Below are 17,226 nucleotides of genomic sequence, written 5' to 3'. Positions count from 1 at the left end.
GGGAATGACCTGATGGAATCGGGGGTCGGGATTGATACGTTCCTGTTCAGCGGTGCGTTTGGTCAGGACCGGGTGGTGGGGTATCAGGCAAACGACAAGCTGGTATTCCTCGGGGTTCAGGGGGGCGCGCCGAATGATGACTATCGGGCTCATGCCACGACGGTGGGGCAGGATACGGTGCTGACGTTTGGCGGGGATTCGGTGACGTTGGTGGGAGTTGGGCTGGACAGTTTGTCTGGCGCCGGGATCGTCATCGCCTGAGGGTGATGTGGCGCCGGTAAGGGCCTCTTCGCGGTCAAGCCTCGCTCCTGCAGGGTTGTGCGATTCCTTGTAGGAGCGAGGCTTGACCGCGAAGAACGATAACGCGGTAAACCTGCCTGAGCACGTGACCCGACAGTCACCTGCGGACTCCAATACCTTGCAACAACAGGATTGAGTACTGGATCAGGAGATTACGCAACGTGAGTAACAGCAAGAAGCACCTCATCGGTCTGGCGCTAGCCCTGTTATCAGGAAGTGCCGCCGCGGAGTTGCCTCATAGCTCGATTTTGAGCCGCTATGGCATGACGCCAGATCAACTGCCCACACCGGCACCGTCGGAACCCGCCGACCCGCTGGTAGAAAAAAGCCGTTTCCAGCTCCAGCCGGAAGAGCCTTTTGTGACATTTCGCTCGGGGGACAAGCAGCCGGAGATGACAGGCAACATCAGCATCGACCACGCGATGCAGCAGGATTACGAGCGCTGCAAAAAGATTCATGAAGAACTGATGAGGCGGGGAGGGAAGTTCATCTCCTGCGATAACAGTACGCCGTGGATGCCGTAGATTCTCGGTCTCTTCGCGGGCCAGCCTCACATCGCACAACCCTGTAGGAGCGAGGCTTGCCCGCGAAGAACGATAATGCGGTTCTCAGTCTTCCTCGCGGACCGTGGCCACATCTTTGGCATTGACCTTCACCTTCGCGCCGGAAATATCCTCAAACTCGTAAAACCCGTCCTTGGTTTTGGTTTTCGGCATATCCTCGGTCAAATACTGGGTGCCGTTCTGCAGCGTCACCACCGTTGGCGTGGAGCAACCGGCCAGTGCCAGGAAGGCTGCCGCTGCCAAAGGCAAACCCAGAGTCTTGATATTCATACCCACCTCTCAAATGCGTGAAAAAAGCCGCTATGCCGGTTGGTGCCGTGGAACGGCAGAAAGTTCGATGGCCCCCTGAAAATAGCCAAATAGCGCCGCCGCTTATCCTTTTCCGTTTGCACCCAACGCGCTGTAACTGGTATCTGTACGCATAACCAGTACTCGCTCGCCATGGCCCTTTTTTCCTGTGACTGAAAATCCTCTCGACGACCCGTTCTATTACTTGAACAACTTCATGCAAGTGCTTGATTGGCTTGAGCATCGTTATGCCGACGTGCTGAGCGTCGAGGAGCAAGCCTTCATCCGCGATTTTCGTCGGCAACCCCGCGAGTCCCGGGCGCTGCTGGTCAGGATGGTGATGCGCAAGGGCCTGCATTTCAGGGCCGGCAAATTGAGTTACGTCGAGATTGGCGACATTGCCAGTGCTGCCGAGCCATTGCTGGCGGCAGGCTGGATCTCTGCGCAATCGCCGCTACAGATCGAGGAACTGTTCGACGTTCTGCTCAAGGCCGAGATTCTTCACTGCTTCGGTGCCGCCATCGATCAACCCAAAGGCAAGAAGACCGAATGGCTGGCGACCCTGAGCGAGCAGTTCTGCGAGTCGCAGAGCTTCGCGCAATGGTGCCCGCAACTGAACGACCGGCTGTTCACGCTGACCATCATGGACCTGTGCGACCGCTTGCGGCTGATGTTCTTCGGCAACCTATATCAGGACTGGTCGGAGTTCGTGCTGGCCGATCTCGGCATCTTTACCTACGAGAAAGTCGAATTCTGCGCCGAATCCCGGGGGCTGCGCAGCCGTGAAGACGTGGACGCCTGTCTGTTTCTGCACCACTGCCAGCAACGTTTCGAGGCCGGTGAAGAGGTGGCGGATATTGTCGAGCAAATCAACGAGGTGCAACTCGACAACCCTTGGCTGCAACGACGCCGGGGCAAGTTGCTGTTCCAGATTGGTCAGCATTGTGAACGCATGACGGATTTCTCCACGGCGCTGTCGATTTATCGCGATTGCGCCTACCCCGGCGCTCGGGTGCGTCTTATCCGTGTGCTCGAACGCTGTGGTGAATATCAGTTGGCCCTGCATCTGGCCACGCACGCGGAGCAATCGCCGGAAAGCGCCACCGAGCATCAGCATGTGCTGCGTGTGTTGCCCAGGTTGCGGCGCAAACTGGGCGGCCCGGCAATGAAGCGGCCATCGCCCCGGGAAATGCTGCGCCTGGACCTGCACTTGCCAAGGACCGATCCGACGCTGTCGGTCGAATTTCATGTTCAGGCACACCTGGCGGAGGATTCGGCGCCGGTGCATTACGTCGAGAACAGTCTGATCAACTCGCTGTTCGGCCTGTTGTGCTGGCCGGCGATCTTTGCGCCGTTGCCGGGGGCGTTTTTCCACCCGTTCCAGCGCGGGCCGGTGGACCTGCTCAACGAAGACTTCCATGCACGTCGGGCGGAGGTGTTTCAGGCCTGTCTCGCCGAACTCGATGACGGGCGTTATAGCCAGACCATCCGTGAGCGTTACGTCGCCAAGTGGGGCGTGCAGTCACCCTTTGTATTCTGGGGCGCGCTGAGCGAAGAACTGCTGGATCAGGCGCTTGACTGCCTGCCCGCCGAACACCTCAAGCACTGGTTCAATCGCCTGTTGCTGGACATCAAGGCCAACCGGGCCGGGATGCCCGACCTGATCCAGTTCTGGCCGCAGCACAAGACCTACCGCATGATCGAAGTCAAAGGCCCCGGCGATCGCCTGCAAGACAACCAGTTGCGCTGGCTGGAGTTCTGTCACGAACACCAGATGCCAATCGCCGTCTGCTACGTGCAATGGGCGGAGCAGAGCGCTTGAGTTACAGCATTGCGGTGCGGGCGCTGTGTGAATTCACCGCCAAGGTCGGCGACCTCGACCTGCGTTTCACGCCGTCGCCAACCGCGCTGGAAGGCATCGTCGGGCACCGCACTGTCGCCTCGCGCCGAAGCGAGGGCTATCAAAGCGAAGTCGCCCTCGAAGGCCTGTATAGAACCCTGAAGGTCAAGGGCAGGGCGGACGGCTACGACCCGGCGCAAAACTGCCTGGAAGAAGTCAAAACCTATCGCGGCGACCTGAGCAAGCAACCGGCCAACCACCGGCAATTGCACTGGGCGCAAGCGAAGGTCTACGGATGGCTGATGTGCCAGAAGCTGGAACTGGCGCAGATCAATCTGGCGCTGGTGTACTTCGATATTGTCAGCGAAAAGGAAACCTGCCTGGTCGAGGCCTTCAGCGCCGGAGAGCTGCAGTCGTTCTTCGAGCATCATTGCGGGCTGTTCCTGCTGTGGGCCGAGCAGGAGATGGCCCATCGCGAAGCACGCAATCACGCGGCGCAGCAATTGGCGTTTCCCCATGCCGACTTTCGTCCGGGGCAACGGCACCTGGCGGAATCGGTGTTCAAGGCGGTCAGCACCGGTCGTTGCCTGATGGCTCAGGCGCCAACCGGCATCGGCAAGACCGTGGGCACGCTGTTTCCGATGCTCAAGGCCCTGGCGCCGCAGCAGTTGGACAAAGTGTTCTTTCTGACGGCGAAAACGCCGGGGCGCAAACTGGCGCTGGATGCCGCGCAAGTCATCCTGGAGAGCGCCGATGCGCCGCCGCTGCGGGTGCTGGAGATGATCGCCCGGGACAAGGCCTGCGAACACCCGGACAAAGCCTGTCACGGTGAATCCTGCCCGTTGGCCCAGGGCTTTTACGACCGTTTGCCGGCCGCCCGCCAGGCCGCCAGCGAACTCAGCCTGCTGAATCAGGACGCCTTGCGCCGAGTGGCATTGGCGCATGAGGTCTGTCCGTATTACCTGAGCCAGGAAATGGCCCGCTGGGCCGATGTGGTGGTCGCCGACTACAACTACTATTTCGATTTCAGTGCGTTGCTGTTCGGCTTGTCTCAGGCCAATAACTGGAAAGTCGCGGTGTTGGTGGATGAGGCGCACAACCTGGTGGAACGCGGCCGGCAGATGTACAGCGCCACGCTCGATCAGTCGACCCTCAGCGGGGTACGAAAAACCGCACCGGACGCCCTGAAAAAACCGTTGCAGCGGGTCAATCGTGAGTGGAATGCCCTGCATAATCTGCAATTGGCGCCGTATCAGGCCTACGACAAGGCACCGGAAAAACTTCTCCAGGCGCTGTCGTCATGCAGCGCGAGCATCGGCGATTATCTCAACGATCATCCCCAAGGCCTGGACAGCGCCCTACAGAGTTTTTACTTCGACATGCTGCAGTTTTGCCGGGTGGCCGAATTCTTCGATGAACAGTTCCTGTTCGACATCAGCAAGCGCGACCTCGAACGCAAACAAAACCTGTCGCAACTGTGCCTGCGCAACGTGGTGCCGGCCGGTTTCATCCGCCCACGCCTGACGGCTGCGCGCAGCACCGTGCTGTTTTCGGCGACGCTGAGCCCTCGGCATTATTACGCGGACCTGCTGGGTACGCCGCCGGATACAGTGTGGATTGATGTCGAATCGCCGTTCCATGCCGACCAGTTGAAAGTGCACATCGTCAGCCAGATATCGACCCGATTCGTCCATCGCCAGGCGTCCCTCGAACCGATTGTCGAACTCATCGCCCGCCAATTCAGCCAACGCCCCGGCAACTACCTGGCATTTTTCAGCAGCTTCGATTATTTGCAGCAAGTGGCGCAGTTACTGGCCGAACGACATCCGCAGATCAGTTTGTGGTCGCAGTCCAGAGGCATGGCGGAAGGGCAGCGTCAGGCCTTTCTCGACCAGTTCACCGTGCACAGCCAGGGCGTCGGATTTGCAGTGCTCGGCGGAGCGTTCGGTGAAGGCATCGACCTGCCGGGCGCGCGCCTGATCGGTGCATTCATTGCCACCCTGGGGCTGGCGCAACTCAATCCGGTCAACGAACAGATGAAGCATCGAATGGCGGCGATTTTCGGCGCCGGTTATGACTACACCTACTTGTTTCCCGGCGTACAGAAAGTCGTGCAGGCGGCAGGAAGGGTGATCCGCACTCAGCAGGATCAAGGGGTGGTGATGTTGATCGATGACCGGTTCGGCGACAGCAAGGTCAAGCACTTGCTGCCGCGTTGGTGGTCGGTCGAACAGGCGCATTTGGCTTCTGGTGCGTAGGATTATTTACCTTTTAAAACAGGTACATATCTTGAAAGACAGACGTATTTGAACAAGCGGTGAAACAGCGCTTTATTCAAAGGGCAGGCAATCAATTTCAGCCGGCTCTTTGATAAGGAAATCAAGGCATGTCCTCCGCACCTAACTACACCTACACCACTGAACAAGTCAGCGCCGCGTTCAATGCCATCAAAACCACGCTGTTCCGCGGCATCACGGCCGAGGAAACGCCGAAAATCCTGGTGGTTGCCGGGCTTCAAGGCTCGGGGAAAACCTTCCTGCTGGAAAACACACTCCTGCCGACCAGGCGCTACGACAAGTATGTCCGTCTCTACCTGCCCGAATACCGGCAGAAACATCCTCAATACGCAGAGATGATCAAGCTTGGCGTGCTGCATGCCTATGAACATACCGAAGCTTTCGTACGAGAGCTTTGCGCCAAAATCTTCACCGAAGCCTTCACACTCAAATACAACATCATCATGGAGTGTGCGTTCGACAGCATCGATTTCGCGGCATTTCCACCACTCGCGACGGCGGCCGGCTATCAGTTCGAAACGCATATCGTTGGCTGCACGCTGGAGTTCGCTCACGTTTCGTGCATCAAAAGAGCCTTTAAAAGCCTGGAAAACCGCGAACTGGAAAGGTTTGTCACGCGATCGACACTGGAGAGCTCCATGAGGAATGAGCAAGCGGTGATCCTGGCCTTCGAAACCGCCTCGAAGGCGGTCGATCGTTCACAAATCACGGTGTATGAACGCGGGTTCGGGGCGCTGAAGGAACGCGTCTCGCGTGCTCATATCACCTACACCACAACCGCTTGCGTGACGCCCTCTGCGACGCCAACGGCATACAGCGCCTATGAAAGCATCATCAATAATCATGTCCACACCCTGAGTGAGCGTGACGAGATAGTTAAAGAATGCCACCTGGCGTTACTCAACACCCAGACTTACGCCCAGGTTGTTCCTGACTTCGTTTACAACGACCTGTACGCCTGCATCGTCAAATACGTGAACCGGTAAGCAGGCGAACCCACTCGGCGGCAAAGCGATGACAGTCTCCCGGCCAGCGCGCGGTCAACAACAGGCCATCACGGACAACGAACCCGCGTTGTGGCTGGTCCGCCGAATCACGCACCGCGAGGACGGGCCCGCGCAGGAAATCCGTCGGGCTGGACAGGGCGGCCGTGACTTCCGCTTCGACGGTTTGGGTATAGGTCCGGTAGTAGCGTCCGAGCCAGGCGGCGGTGATTGCCCAGGCAGGCAGCTCCATGGTGTTGGCGACCAGGGCGGTGACCTTGCGCCCCTGCAACACCGAACGTCCGGTATCGGGGTCGAGGGTTCGGGCAAGCAACAGTACGCCGTGGCAGACCGCTGCCACGGGTTTGTCTGTCTTGAAAAAGTGCAGGGCGATCCGTCGCGCCTGCTCGGACTCCAACAGGCTGCGCATGCCCTTGGCATGCCCGCCGGGAATCAGCAGTCCTTGGAACTCGCCGGGGTCCACATCGTCATAGTTCAGCGGTCGGCGGAAGGAGGGGTCTTCGATCATCCGGGCGTAGCTGGCAAGGTCGGCCTTGCGCGTCATCAGCAGCGGGTTCAACAGGCCGAAGCCGATGTCCACCAGGCGTGAATCGGCGTAGGCGGGCAATCCCTGGGGGGATGCAAAGCGCACCTCGATGCCGGCCTGACGCATGGCCTGCCATGGAACGCTGCTCTCTGTGGGATCGTAGTCAGACGTGGGTAACAGAATCAGGATCATCGGGGCGCCTTGGAACCGCCAGGAATGGCGTTTGGCATCGAGAATAGGCGGAGTGAACGCTATGCTCCAGTGCACAACCGTTTTCTGGCTTACCAAACCCACGGTTTGACGCATACTTCGCAAAACAACAGTCACGGGTGTGATCGATGAGTGATAACCAGTCCAAAACCAACGCCATCGAGGAAATGCGCTTTCGCCTGTTGATTGATGCCGTGGTGGACTATGCGATCTACATGATTGACCCCGATGGCATCATCACCAGCTGGAACGCTGGCGCCAAACGTTTCAAGGGGTATGAGGAGAAGGAGATCCTCGGACAGCATTTTTCGCGCTTTTATACCGAAGAAGACCGCAGTGCCGGTCTGCCCCAGCGCGCGCTGGATACGGCGATTCGCGAAGGGCGGTTCGAGGGTGAAGGCTGGCGGGTTCGCAAGGACGGAACACACTTCTGGTGCCATGTGGTGATCGATCCGATTCGCGACCCGGCAGGCAATCTATTGGGGTTTGCCAAGATCACCCGGGACCTCACCGACCGCAAAATGGCCGAAGAGACGCTCAAGCAAAGCGAGCAGCAGTTTCGTTTGCTGGTTCAAAGCGTGACTGACTACGCCATCTATATGCTCGCCCCGGATGGACGATTGACCAACTGGAATCAAGGGGCCCAGCGCATCAAGGGCTACCGACCCGAAGAAGTCATCGGTCAGCATTTTTCACTCTTCTATACCCCCGAAGACCGCGAAGCCGGGGAACCCCAACGTGCGTTGGAGACGGCTATGCGGGAAGGGCGCTTTGAAAACAGGGCCTGGCGCGTGCGCAAGGACGGCACGCGGTTCTTTGCCCATGTGGTGGTCGATCCGATCTGGGGCGATACGGGCACGTTGCTGGGCTTTGCCAAAATTACCCGGGACATCACCGAGGCCACACAAGCACAGAAGGTTCTGGAACAAACCCGTGAAGCGCTGTTCCAGGCGCAGAAGATGCAGGCCATCGGCCAACTCAGTGGCGGGATCGCCCACGATTTCAATAATCTGCTGACCGTTATCCTTGGCAACCTGGAAATCGTCCGTAAACGCGTGGGAGACAATCCGAAAGTCACTCGATTGGTCGACAACGCCACCCAAGGTGCCCTGCGTGGGGTGTCCCTGACTCAACGCATGCTGGCGTTCGCCAGACGACAGGAACTCAAGTCCGAATCCGTCGAAATACCCGCGCTGGTGGAAGGAATCAGCGGATTGTTGCGCAGCTCCCTCGGGCCTTCCGTACAGCTCGAAACCCGTTTTTCCCCCGACCTCGTTCCGGTCATGGCCGATGTCAATCAGCTCGAACTGGCCGTGCTGAACCTCGCCACCAATGCTCGGGACGCGATGCCCAACGGCGGAAAAATCGTCATCAGTACCCGGACGGAAGACGTCTGCGACCAATCGACACTATTGCCGGAGCCCGGACGCTATGTTTGCCTGAGTGTTGCCGATAACGGGGAGGGCATGGATGAGGTCACCCTGGCGTCGGCCATGGACCCGTTTTTCACCACCAAAGGGGTGGGCAAAGGCACGGGGCTGGGGTTGTCGATGATCCATGGCTTCATAGAACAACTGGGCGGGCGATTCATTCTCAAGAGTCAGAAGGACATCGGCACTGTCGCCGAACTGTGGATACCCGCCGCGACCACAGCTGCGCTCAATCATCCCGCCGTATCGGAAGTGGCCGCTCCGCCAGTGGCTCAGTTGTGCGTCATGGTCGTGGACGATGACAGCCTGGTGCTGACCAGCACCGGCCTGTTGCTTGAGGATCTCGGCCATCGGGTGATCAGTGCGGTGTCCGGTGCCCAAGCGCTTGAGCTGTTCGAACGCGAGCAGCATGTTGACCTGGTCATTACCGACATGGCCATGCCACAAATGAACGGTGAGCAGTTGGCCAATGCCATCCGGGCGTTGAAGCCGGACGTACCGATCATTCTTGCCACGGGTTATGCCGAACGCCTTGAAGGCTTCGCGACCACACTCCCTCGCTTGTCCAAACCGTATACCCAACTCAATTTGGTCGAGGTGATTGCGCTGGCCATGAAGTAACGGGCGTCGTGCTCAGCCTTTCACGTTCTTCTTGAAACCGCGCAAGTTCATGGCACACAGGCAAAACTGCAACACGATCAATGCGTAGGCGTGGGTGTGGTAGCCCCAAATCACCCACAAGAGATTGCTGACGATGAAGCAACTGAAACCCCACACCCTGCGCGATGGGTTTTGCGAGCCGATCAACCACGCCGCCAATACCGTGACCAGCATCGCTGGCCATTGCACCCAATCGAGAGTGTCCATCCGCAATCCTTGAAGTCAGCCTGTGTACTTGAAGGACCACGGCAGCGAAATAGCGTTCGAGTGAAGTGCATTAAATCCGGCTGAACTTTGCCCGGGCAGGTTTCGTCATAACGCTTACCCAGTCCTTGTGTAATTCCCGTGCCCAGAATACTGACCGAACACACTGCCGAAGAAGTCTTGACCGAGCACAATGCCAAGATGTTCGGCTCGCCCAAGGAGCGGCTGGATTTCTACCGTCGGGAAATCCAGTACGAAACCAGCATCCTCGCCAATCGAACCGACGCTTACCTGGCCGCGCAGTCGTTCCTGGTGATTGCCTTTGCTTCCTGCATGGCCAACCTCAATCCCGAATGGGGAAAACTCTTCACCCTGGTGGTGCCGCCGTTCCTCGCGCTGCTGGGTTTACTGAGCTCGCTGAACGCCTGGCCGGGCATTCGTGCGGCCTACGACATCATCGACCACTGGCACTTCAAGCAAAGTGAGCTGTTGCGCAGCGAGCCATTGATGGGGCTGGCGTACGATGAATCCCCGCTGTTCAGTGAGATGGAATCGTCCCACAAGGGCTACCGCAAATCGCTGCTGTTTTCCGTGCGTACGCCGTGGATTTTCGCGACGTTCTGGGTGTTGCTGGGCACTTATGCGGTTTACATCCAGGTCACCAATCCCGGTGGCTGAATCGCAGACTAAAAAGCCCGGCATTTGCCGGGCTCTCTGACATCGACTACCAAATCAAGCCGCCAGATTGGACGCGCTCATTTCTTTCTTGTACTGAGCCTTGAGCGTTTCCATTTGCGCGCCCAATTCTTCCAGGGTGGCCTTGCCCAGCAGTTTTTTCGCCTGAGGGAACATTTCGGTTTCCTCTTCTTCGATGTGGTGTTCCAGCAGCTCCTTGACCACTTTCACCCGACCCGCGAATTCCGGGGTGGAAGGGTCGGTGACTTTCAGGTCCGGCAACACCAGGGAATCCACGGTGCGGTGTTCTTCCTTGGCTTCGTAGTACATAACGTCCTGTTCCTTGCCACCGGCTTTTTTGTACGCCGGGTACAAGACTTCTTCTTCGAGCCGGGTATGGATGGTGATCTCCATTTCGAGCTTGGCCAGCAACTCGGTGCGTTTTTTGACACCCCGTTCGGTGGACTCGCTTAACTGAGTCAGGATGCCTTTTACGCGTTCATGGTCGGCTTTCAACAGGTCGATGGCGTTCATGGTCGAATCTCTCAATTAGTCACGGAATAGGCGCAAACGGTCTCATGGCCGTAGGTCGCTTTTACACTGGCAGCATTTGTCGTGCCGATTTCAGCGCCATGAGTAAAGCCATATAAAACAATTTGTTAGAAGATCTGATGGCGAATTGAGGTCGTGCAGGCTGCATGAGTCTGTAAATTGACTCATGCAGTTCGCGGCGCGAATTCACTCGTCGAAAAATGTGAATTTTCGAGGCCATACCGTCGATCAGATTCGCCTCGGACAGAACTGAACTCGCTCCTCCATCGCCCTCCCTTAATACAGACAAACGCTGTCTTTATTAACCCGCGAGGATGCAGCCATGCGCGCAATGACCTATCACGGAGCTCACGACGTCAGGGTAGAAACCGTTCCCGATCCAACCATCGAAGCCGCCGACGACATTATTTTGCGGGTCACTGCAACGGCGATCTGCGGTTCGGATCTGCACCTTTATCGAGGCAAGATTCCGACGGTTGAGCATGGCGATATCTTTGGTCACGAGTTCATGGGCATCGTCGAGGAAACCGGCTCCGCGGTCACCGCCGTACAGCGCGGCGACCGCGTGGTGGTCCCGTTCGTGATTGCCTGTGGTGAGTGTTTCTTCTGCCAGATGGACTTGTTCGCCAGTTGTGAAACCACCAACTCGGGCCGGGGCGCGATCGTTAACAAGAAAGCCATTCCACCACCGGCGGCGTTATTCGGTTTCAGTAAACTCTACGGCGGCATCCCGGGCGGACAGGCCGAGCTGGTCAGAGTGCCGAAAGCCAACACCGGCCCCTTCAAAGTTCCCGGAACGCTCGCGGATGAGCAGGTGCTTTTCCTCTCGGACATCTTACCCACCGCCTGGCAGGCTGTTATGAACACCGGCATCGGACCGGGCTCAAGCATTGCCATTTATGGCGCCGGCCCGGTCGGACTGTTAAGCGCGGCGTGCGCCAGAATGCTCGGTGCCGAGCAAATCTTCATGGTCGATCATCACGACTATCGGCTGGCCTATGCGCAACACACCTATGGGGTGATTCCGATCAATTTTGATGACGATGATGACCCGGCCGACACGATCATCCGCCAGACAGCGGGCAGTCGCGGGGTGGATGGGGTGGTCGATGCGGTGGGTTTCGAAGCCAAGGGCAGCACCACCGAAACCGTGCTGGCCACCTTGAAACTGGAGGGCAGTAGCGGCAAAGCGCTGCGTCAGTGCATCGGGGCGGTTCGCCGGGGTGGCGTCGTGAGCGTTCCCGGAGTCTATTCCGGGTTCATCCACGGTTTCCTGTTCGGCGATGCCTTCGACAAAGGCCTGACGTTCAAGATGGGCCAGACTCATGTGCAGCGGTATTTGCCGGAACTGCTGGGGCATATCGAAACCGGGCGACTGCAACCGGAGGCGATCATTAGCCATCGTCTGTCATTGGAACAGGCTGCCGAAGGTTACAAACTCTTCGACAAGAAACAGGAACAGTGCCGCAAGGTCATTCTGACGCCAGGCTCAAGCGATGTTCCGCTAGCAGAGCGTGTGGAAACGGAGGCGATACCGGTGATGTAAGGCCCGCCTGTCAGGCAGAAAAAAGCCCGGCTCTGCCGGGCTCTTGAACGGCTGTGGCTGACGGGCAGCGGCTCAAACCCGGTCTTCAAGCTGCTGGCGCAACCGGTGGGCGTTATTCACGGACATCGGGATCGGTGGGAAGTCCGCGTTGAGCAAACGCAGGTGCTCAATCGCTTCCTGAAACTTCAAATCAGCCTTCCTGCGCATCGCCCTGTAATGCTCGAACCGTTCCAGGTCCATGTCGCCGTCCTCAAGCATCTCGAAAGCGCTTCGGCTCAACGCCTGGGCGTCTTCGAACATCTGGCGATTGCATTCCAGGGCAAACGCCCGGCAGGCTTTGATTTGATCGGGAGTTGAATAGTGAACCATGACCGGCACCTTACTTTTTTCGAGGTCCCTTTTAATAGGCATCGTTGCCACAGTGGAACCGAACCTGTCGGGTTCCGCCGTATAAAAGAAAACAGGCGGAATTAAGGTTGTGACTGTCGAGTTGCACAGGGATTTCAAATTCTTTGAGGCGAAAATTCGTTTGATTCAACCTGTAAACACGCAGGTAAAAATCAAATAATTTGTTTCTTGCGCCGTTCATAGCGGGCGAGGGTGGGTTGCGTGCTGATGCCGTGGATCAAAATGCTCAACGCGACCACGGACAACGTCAGGTCCATGCACAGCGTCGACACCGACTGACCCAGCCCGTGATTCAAGGCGTAGAACAAGTAATACAGGCTGCCGATGCCACGGATGCCAAACCAGCCGATCAACATTCGCTGGCGCCAATCGAGCAATCGGCCCCACGGCATCACGGCGACACTCAAAGGGCGAACCAGAAAAAACAACACCCCGCCGACCAGCAGGGCGCGCCAGTCCCAGTGAGCGATCAGCACGACGCCGAGCAGTGTCACCAGAAACACTTCCATGGCCCGCTCCACGAGACTGCCAAAAGCGAGCATGTCACCCATCATGATGCCCGCGGCGACCTGGGTGTCTTCAAGGTTGTCGGTATCGCCATGCACCGCGTGTTGTGGTTCGACGTTCTGGTGACCGACCACCGGCTGGACCAGATGCTCGGCAGGGGTTTCGTCGTTGCCCGTGGAGCTGACTTCTTCCTGGCGCAATCCGAGGCCGGCGGCGAACACCGACAGAAACCCATAGGCGTGGATAGACTCGGCCCCGACATACGCCAGGGCAATCAAAGCAAGGGCCAGGTAATCGTTCGGAGACAGCGTGCTGTCATCGTTCTTGATCCGCAGCGCCAAGGTCAGGCGCCCGATGCCGCGTCCCATCCAGTACCCCGTCAGAAAACCGGCCGGAACCGCCCAGATCAGACTGCGCAGCACCCAGTCGCCCAACCAGCCGGGGTTACCCTCGTGTTGCAGCAGGAGCAGGCCAAGGATCACGAACGGAAACGCGATCCCGTCATTGAGCCCGGCCTCACCGGAGAGGCCGAAGCGCACGCTGTCGTCATCCCGCGCGTCGTTGACCTGGACCAGCGCGGCGAGCACCGGATCGGTGGGGGCCAGGATCGAGCCGATCAGCACTGACGCGCCCCATGACAATTGCAATGCGTAATGCAGCAACAGGCAGACGCCGACAATGGTCAGCAGCATCACCGGGCCGGCCAGGCCGACCGCAATCCGCCAGTTTTTATGCTTGAGGGGCGAGCGCAATTTCAGGCCGCAGACAAACAGCGAAAAGAGCACCGCGACTTCCGTCAGATGCTCCATCCAGATCGAAGCGTCAGCGGTGTCCAGTTTCAACAGCCCGAACCCGGCCGGGCCGATGGCAGCGCCCAGCACCAGGCACACCGCCGACGTGGTCACCGGCATCCATCGCAGGTAGGACGAGGTCAGCGCCAGCGTCAGGAGTACAGCACCCAACACGGCCACCCATAAAATGAAACTCATGCTCGGTTCTCGTTGGGGGTGGACCGCGTTTGTTGGCCTCTGCGGATCAACCGACCGTGGCGCGCAGGTATTCAGGCGTCAGCACGTTGAACCACAGCAGAATCATCTCTACCAGAATAGTCACCAATACCAGGAGCCCGACGCCCCAGACGCACGCCGCATTCAGCAGGCCTTGTTCCTTGCGCTCGTGCATGAACGTCGGCAAGCCGACGAACAGCAAAAACGTCGAATAAGCCGAAGCAGCCATCAACACAATGATTGCCAGCCAGCGACTCGGGTACAGCCCGGCAATCCCTGCCAGGAAAAACGGCGTCGCGGTATACGCCGCAAAACCGATGCATTGATTGATGGTCGGACGCGCGTCGAAGGTGCGCGACATCCAGCGGATGAATCCCCCCATCAACGCCACGCCGGCGATGATGGTGACGTACAGCAGCACGCAGAGTTGCAACGCACTTTGGGTACTGAGTTTGACGGTTTCGTTCTCGGCCAGGCTCCAGCCGACATAGGTGGTGCCGATGAACAGGCAGACGGCGGGGATCAAGGCGAGCAGCAGCAAATGCGCGAGGTAATGGCGCGGATGTGCTTCCTCCTCCCGGCGAATATCCGTCCAGGCGAAATTGGGCTGGGTGAACAGTTTGACGATAGGTGCGGACATGACGACCTCCTCGAACGGCCCGTGATGGGGGCCTAAACGTATTGAGGGGAGAGATTTGTCAGGGGTTCATTTTTTCGCGACTTCGCGGAATGACGTGTAGCCGTTGGCGCAGCTTGTGGCGAGGGGGGCAAGCCCCTCGCCACAAGGCTGCTGCTATTACAGCGGGCGGTCACAACATCGGTTTACCGCCGGTCACGCCGTAGCGCTGGCCGGTGATGTAGCTGGCCTCGTCCGACGCCAGCAGCACGTAAATCGGCGCCACTTCCACCGGTTGGCCCGGCCGGCCCAGCGGGGTGTGCGCGCCGAAGTTCTGCACCTCTTCATCGGGCATGGTCGAGACGATCAGCGGTGTCCAGATCGGCCCCGGCGCCACGCTGTTCACCCGAATGTTTTTCGGCCCGAGCATCTGCGCCAGGCCACCGGTGAAGTTGGCGATGGCACCCTTGGTCGTGGCGTAGGCCAGGAGGGTGGGCTTGGGCATGTCCGAGTTGACCGAACTGGTGTTGATGATCGAACTGCCGGCCTTCATGTGCTTGAGCGCGGCCTGGCAGATCCTGAACATGGCGGTGATGTTGACGTCGAAGGTCATCACCCATTCTTCGTCCGGGATGTCTTCGAAGTGTTCGTGCGTCATCTGGAAGGCGGCGTTGTTGACCAGAATATCAATCCGCCCGAAGCGTTCGACTGTCTTGTCCACCAGGGCCTGGCATTGCGCTTTCTGCGCGATGTCGCCGGGCAGCAGCACGCACTGACGTCCGGCCTGTTCGACCCAACGTGCGGTTTCCTGCGCGTCTTCATGTTCATTGAGGTAGGCAATCGCGACATCGGCGCCTTCACGGGCGAAGGCGATGGCGACCGCACGGCCGATGCCGCTGTCGGCCCCGGTGATCAGGGCGATCTTGCCATCCAGCCGGCCCGAGCCTTTGTAGCTTTTTTCGCCGCAGTCTGGAAACGGGTCCATTTTCTTTTGGGAGCCTGGGACAGGTTGGCCTTGTTTGGGGAAGGGTGGTCTTGGGTAGTCAGTCATGGCAAATCTCCGATCTCGGGGCACAGGATTCAAAGGGTTGACCCTGATGTTTTGCCTTGAGTTCGGTTGGATTCAGGTGGGTGCACAAAACCCCGAATCCGGGTAAATCCAGTGTAGGAGCGAAGCTTGCTCGCGAAGGCGGTGTGTCAGTCATACATGTGTCAACTGGCACACCGCCTTCGCGAGCAAGCTTCGCTCCTACAGGGGGATTTGTCGTGTTGTCAGGCCTTGAGGTTGAGCAAACTACGCGCCATGCGTGCCAAGCCTTCTTCGAGCAATGCCCGTGGGCAGCCGAAGTTCAGACGCACGAACTGGCGGTTGTTGTCGCCGAAATCCAGGCCGGGGCTGAGGCCGACCTTGGCCTGGTCGAGGAAGAACTGCTGCGGATTGTCCAGCCCCAGGGCGGAGCAATCGAGCCATGCCAGATACGTCCCCTGCGGGATATTCATCGTCACGCCCGGCAAGCGCGTGCGAACCGCTTCCACCAGGTAATCCCGATTGCCTTGCAGGTACGCCGTCAACCCGGCCAGCCACGGGCCGCCTTCGCTGTAGGCAACGCGAGTGGCTTCCATTCCCAGCGGGTTGACGCTGTCGACCATGCCGCAACGGGCATGATTGACCCGCGCACGCACCGCCGAGTCTTGAATAATCATGAAGGAGGTTTTAAGACCGGCAATGTTGTAAGCCTTGCTCGCCGACATCAAGGTGATGGTGCGCTGGGCGATCTGCGGGCTGAGCGATGCCGTGGGAATGTGCACGCGCCCGTCGAAGCACAACTCGGCGTGGATTTCGTCGGAGATGATCCACGCGTTGTGTTCCAGGCAAATGTCCGCCAGCGCTTGCAGTTCTTCCCGCGGGAAAACCTTGCCCAGCGGATTGTGCGGGTTGCTCAGCAGCAGCGCGCCGCCGCCGGTCAGTGCCTGGCTCAAGGCCGCAAGCGGCGTGTCATACGTGCCGTCAGCCAACGCGTCGAATTCCAGTTCAACCTTGTTCAAGCCCCAATGACCTGGCGCATGACGCAGCGGCGGGTAGTTCGGCACCTGGACCACGACGTTTTGTTGCGGCTCGATCAGCGCCTTCAGGGCCATGTTGAAACCCGACTCCACACCCGGCAGGAAGATCAGTTCCTCCGGCAAGACGCGCCAGGCGTATTTGTTCCAGAGGTCGGCGACGATGGCAGCGCGCAAATCGTCCTGAGGCACGCTGTAGCCGACCATCGGGTGTTCCAGGCGTTTACGCAGGGCCTCAAGGATGACCGGCGGCGCGGCGAAATCCATGTCGGCGACCCACATCGGCAACACGTCGGCCGGGTAGCGGCTCCACTTGGTACTGCCGGTGTTGTGGCGGTCGAACACCTGATCAAAATCGAAGGTCATGCTCAGTCTCATAAAAAGCGGGGTTGAACGTGGCGCCATGATAAACGCCAAGCCCCTGCGGGAGCGAGACGGTAATCGCCCAAACAACACAAACCCCTGTGGGAGCGAGCCTGCTCGCGATGGCGTCAGCTCATTCAACATCTATGCAAACTGACCCACCGCTATC

Annotated in this window: 16 protein-coding genes and 1 pseudogene; 8 read left to right on the top strand and 9 right to left on the bottom strand. The window is 58.7% G+C overall.

Annotated features, from left to right (window positions below; translation table 11 throughout):
• Positions 1-261: pseudogene (locus tag FHL16_RS13610) on the top strand (polyurethanase); the annotation flags it as partial.
• 200 nt (positions 262-461) lie between these two features.
• Positions 462-824 carry a hypothetical protein gene (locus FHL16_RS13605; RefSeq protein WP_077748492.1) on the top strand — a complete coding sequence of 121 codons (363 nt, stop codon included), beginning with the start codon at positions 462-464 and terminating at the stop codon, positions 822-824.
• Between the two features lie 84 nt (positions 825-908).
• Here FHL16_RS13605 and FHL16_RS13600 read toward each other — a convergent pair whose 3' ends face one another.
• A complete protein-coding gene (locus FHL16_RS13600; RefSeq protein WP_010460381.1) occupies positions 909-1,133 on the bottom strand; it encodes a YgdI/YgdR family lipoprotein in 225 nt (74 codons plus the stop codon).
• A 187-nt stretch (positions 1,134-1,320) separates the two neighbouring features.
• Between FHL16_RS13600 and FHL16_RS13595 the strand changes: the two genes are divergently transcribed.
• The 3 genes from FHL16_RS13595 to FHL16_RS13585 all read left to right on the top strand — a co-directional run bounded on the left by FHL16_RS13595 (position 1,321) and on the right by FHL16_RS13585 (position 6,274).
• On the top strand, positions 1,321-2,973 hold the full coding sequence (locus FHL16_RS13595) for a VRR-NUC domain-containing protein (protein ID WP_077748491.1): 1,653 nt from the start codon (positions 1,321-1,323) through the stop codon (positions 2,971-2,973).
• A complete protein-coding gene (locus FHL16_RS13590; RefSeq protein ID WP_077748500.1) occupies positions 2,970-5,249 on the top strand; it encodes an ATP-dependent DNA helicase in 2,280 nt (759 codons plus the stop codon). Before FHL16_RS13595 ends, FHL16_RS13590 begins: the two co-directional genes overlap by 4 nt.
• Positions 5,250-5,377: 128 nt before the next feature.
• On the top strand, positions 5,378-6,274 hold the full coding sequence (locus FHL16_RS13585; protein WP_010460375.1) for a zeta toxin family protein: 897 nt from the start codon (positions 5,378-5,380) through the stop codon (positions 6,272-6,274).
• Here FHL16_RS13585 and FHL16_RS13580 read toward each other — a convergent pair.
• Positions 6,255-7,010, bottom strand: coding sequence for a DJ-1/PfpI family protein (locus FHL16_RS13580; RefSeq protein ID WP_042932060.1), 756 nt, complete (start codon positions 7,008-7,010; stop codon positions 6,255-6,257). The two genes, FHL16_RS13585 and FHL16_RS13580, sit on opposite strands and share 20 nt — an antisense overlap.
• Before the next feature lie 146 nt (positions 7,011-7,156).
• Here FHL16_RS13580 and FHL16_RS13575 point away from each other — a divergent pair, with 146 nt between their 5' ends.
• Positions 7,157-9,079 carry a hybrid sensor histidine kinase/response regulator gene (locus FHL16_RS13575; RefSeq protein WP_010460371.1) on the top strand — a complete coding sequence of 641 codons (1,923 nt, stop codon included), beginning with the start codon at positions 7,157-7,159 and terminating at the stop codon, positions 9,077-9,079.
• A gap of 12 nt (positions 9,080-9,091) precedes the next feature.
• On the opposite strand, the gene FHL16_RS13570 is transcribed toward FHL16_RS13575, so the two are convergent.
• Positions 9,092-9,325, bottom strand: coding sequence for a hypothetical protein (locus FHL16_RS13570; RefSeq protein WP_077748490.1), 234 nt, complete (start codon positions 9,323-9,325; stop codon positions 9,092-9,094).
• Positions 9,326-9,463: 138 nt separating this feature from the next.
• Here FHL16_RS13570 and FHL16_RS13565 point away from each other — a divergent pair, with 138 nt between their 5' ends.
• Positions 9,464-10,000: a hypothetical protein gene (locus tag FHL16_RS13565; protein ID WP_077748489.1), complete on the top strand. Its 537-nt coding sequence runs from the start codon at positions 9,464-9,466 to the stop codon at positions 9,998-10,000.
• A gap of 54 nt (positions 10,001-10,054) precedes the next feature.
• On the opposite strand, the gene FHL16_RS13560 is transcribed toward FHL16_RS13565, so the two are convergent.
• A complete protein-coding gene (locus FHL16_RS13560; protein WP_010460365.1) occupies positions 10,055-10,531 on the bottom strand; it encodes a hemerythrin domain-containing protein in 477 nt (158 codons plus the stop codon).
• Between the two features lie 340 nt (positions 10,532-10,871).
• Between FHL16_RS13560 and FHL16_RS13555 the strand changes: the two genes are divergently transcribed.
• Entirely contained in the window at positions 10,872-12,095 is a 1,224-nt protein-coding gene (locus FHL16_RS13555) for a zinc-dependent alcohol dehydrogenase (RefSeq protein WP_077748488.1), read from the top strand.
• Positions 12,096-12,167: 72 nt separating this feature from the next.
• On the opposite strand, the gene FHL16_RS13550 is transcribed toward FHL16_RS13555, so the two are convergent.
• The 5 genes from FHL16_RS13550 to FHL16_RS13530 all read right to left on the bottom strand — a co-directional run bounded on the left by FHL16_RS13550 (position 12,168) and on the right by FHL16_RS13530 (position 17,060).
• The gene (locus FHL16_RS13550) at positions 12,168-12,464 is read right to left on the bottom strand and encodes a hypothetical protein (RefSeq protein WP_010460363.1); all 297 of its coding nucleotides are present in this window, start codon (positions 12,462-12,464) and stop codon (positions 12,168-12,170) included.
• A 191-nt stretch (positions 12,465-12,655) separates the two neighbouring features.
• On the bottom strand, positions 12,656-13,999 hold the full coding sequence (locus FHL16_RS13545) for a cation:proton antiporter (protein WP_010460361.1): 1,344 nt from the start codon (positions 13,997-13,999) through the stop codon (positions 12,656-12,658).
• 46 nt (positions 14,000-14,045) lie between these two features.
• Positions 14,046-14,657 (bottom strand): Yip1 family protein, encoded by a 612-nt coding sequence (locus FHL16_RS13540; protein ID WP_010460359.1) that lies wholly within the window; start codon positions 14,655-14,657, stop codon positions 14,046-14,048.
• Positions 14,658-14,826: 169 nt separating this feature from the next.
• Positions 14,827-15,684, bottom strand: a complete 858-nt coding sequence (locus FHL16_RS13535) for an SDR family oxidoreductase (protein ID WP_077748487.1) — start codon at positions 15,682-15,684, stop codon at positions 14,827-14,829.
• A 221-nt stretch (positions 15,685-15,905) separates the two neighbouring features.
• The gene (locus tag FHL16_RS13530; RefSeq protein ID WP_077748486.1) at positions 15,906-17,060 is read right to left on the bottom strand and encodes a MalY/PatB family protein; all 1,155 of its coding nucleotides are present in this window, start codon (positions 17,058-17,060) and stop codon (positions 15,906-15,908) included.
• Positions 17,061-17,226: the final 166 nt, after the last annotated feature.

The organism is Pseudomonas sp. FSL W5-0299 (genome assembly GCF_005930655.1).
Lineage (GTDB): Bacteria > Pseudomonadota > Gammaproteobacteria > Pseudomonadales > Pseudomonadaceae > Aquipseudomonas > Aquipseudomonas mandelii.
This window is presented reverse-complemented; position numbering and strand designations above follow the sequence as displayed.

Coding starts and splice junctions, on each gene's coding strand:
- FHL16_RS13600 (WP_010460381.1), bottom strand. CDS start 1,133: ATGAATATCAAGACTCTGGGTTTGCCTTTGGCAGCGGCAGCCTTCCTG.
- FHL16_RS13585 (WP_010460375.1), top strand. CDS start 5,378: ATGTCCTCCGCACCTAACTACACCTACACCACTGAACAAGTCAGCGCC.
- FHL16_RS13580 (WP_042932060.1), bottom strand. CDS start 7,010: ATGATCCTGATTCTGTTACCCACGTCTGACTACGATCCCACAGAGAGC.
- FHL16_RS13575 (WP_010460371.1), top strand. CDS start 7,157: ATGAGTGATAACCAGTCCAAAACCAACGCCATCGAGGAAATGCGCTTT.
- FHL16_RS13570 (WP_077748490.1), bottom strand. CDS start 9,325: ATGGACACTCTCGATTGGGTGCAATGGCCAGCGATGCTGGTCACGGTA.
- FHL16_RS13560 (WP_010460365.1), bottom strand. CDS start 10,531: ATGAACGCCATCGACCTGTTGAAAGCCGACCATGAACGCGTAAAAGGC.
- FHL16_RS13555 (WP_077748488.1), top strand. CDS start 10,872: ATGCGCGCAATGACCTATCACGGAGCTCACGACGTCAGGGTAGAAACC.
- FHL16_RS13550 (WP_010460363.1), bottom strand. CDS start 12,464: ATGGTTCACTATTCAACTCCCGATCAAATCAAAGCCTGCCGGGCGTTT.
- FHL16_RS13545 (WP_010460361.1), bottom strand. CDS start 13,999: ATGAGTTTCATTTTATGGGTGGCCGTGTTGGGTGCTGTACTCCTGACG.
- FHL16_RS13540 (WP_010460359.1), bottom strand. CDS start 14,657: ATGTCCGCACCTATCGTCAAACTGTTCACCCAGCCCAATTTCGCCTGG.
- FHL16_RS13535 (WP_077748487.1), bottom strand. CDS start 15,684: ATGACTGACTACCCAAGACCACCCTTCCCCAAACAAGGCCAACCTGTC.
- FHL16_RS13530 (WP_077748486.1), bottom strand. CDS start 17,060: ATGACCTTCGATTTTGATCAGGTGTTCGACCGCCACAACACCGGCAGT.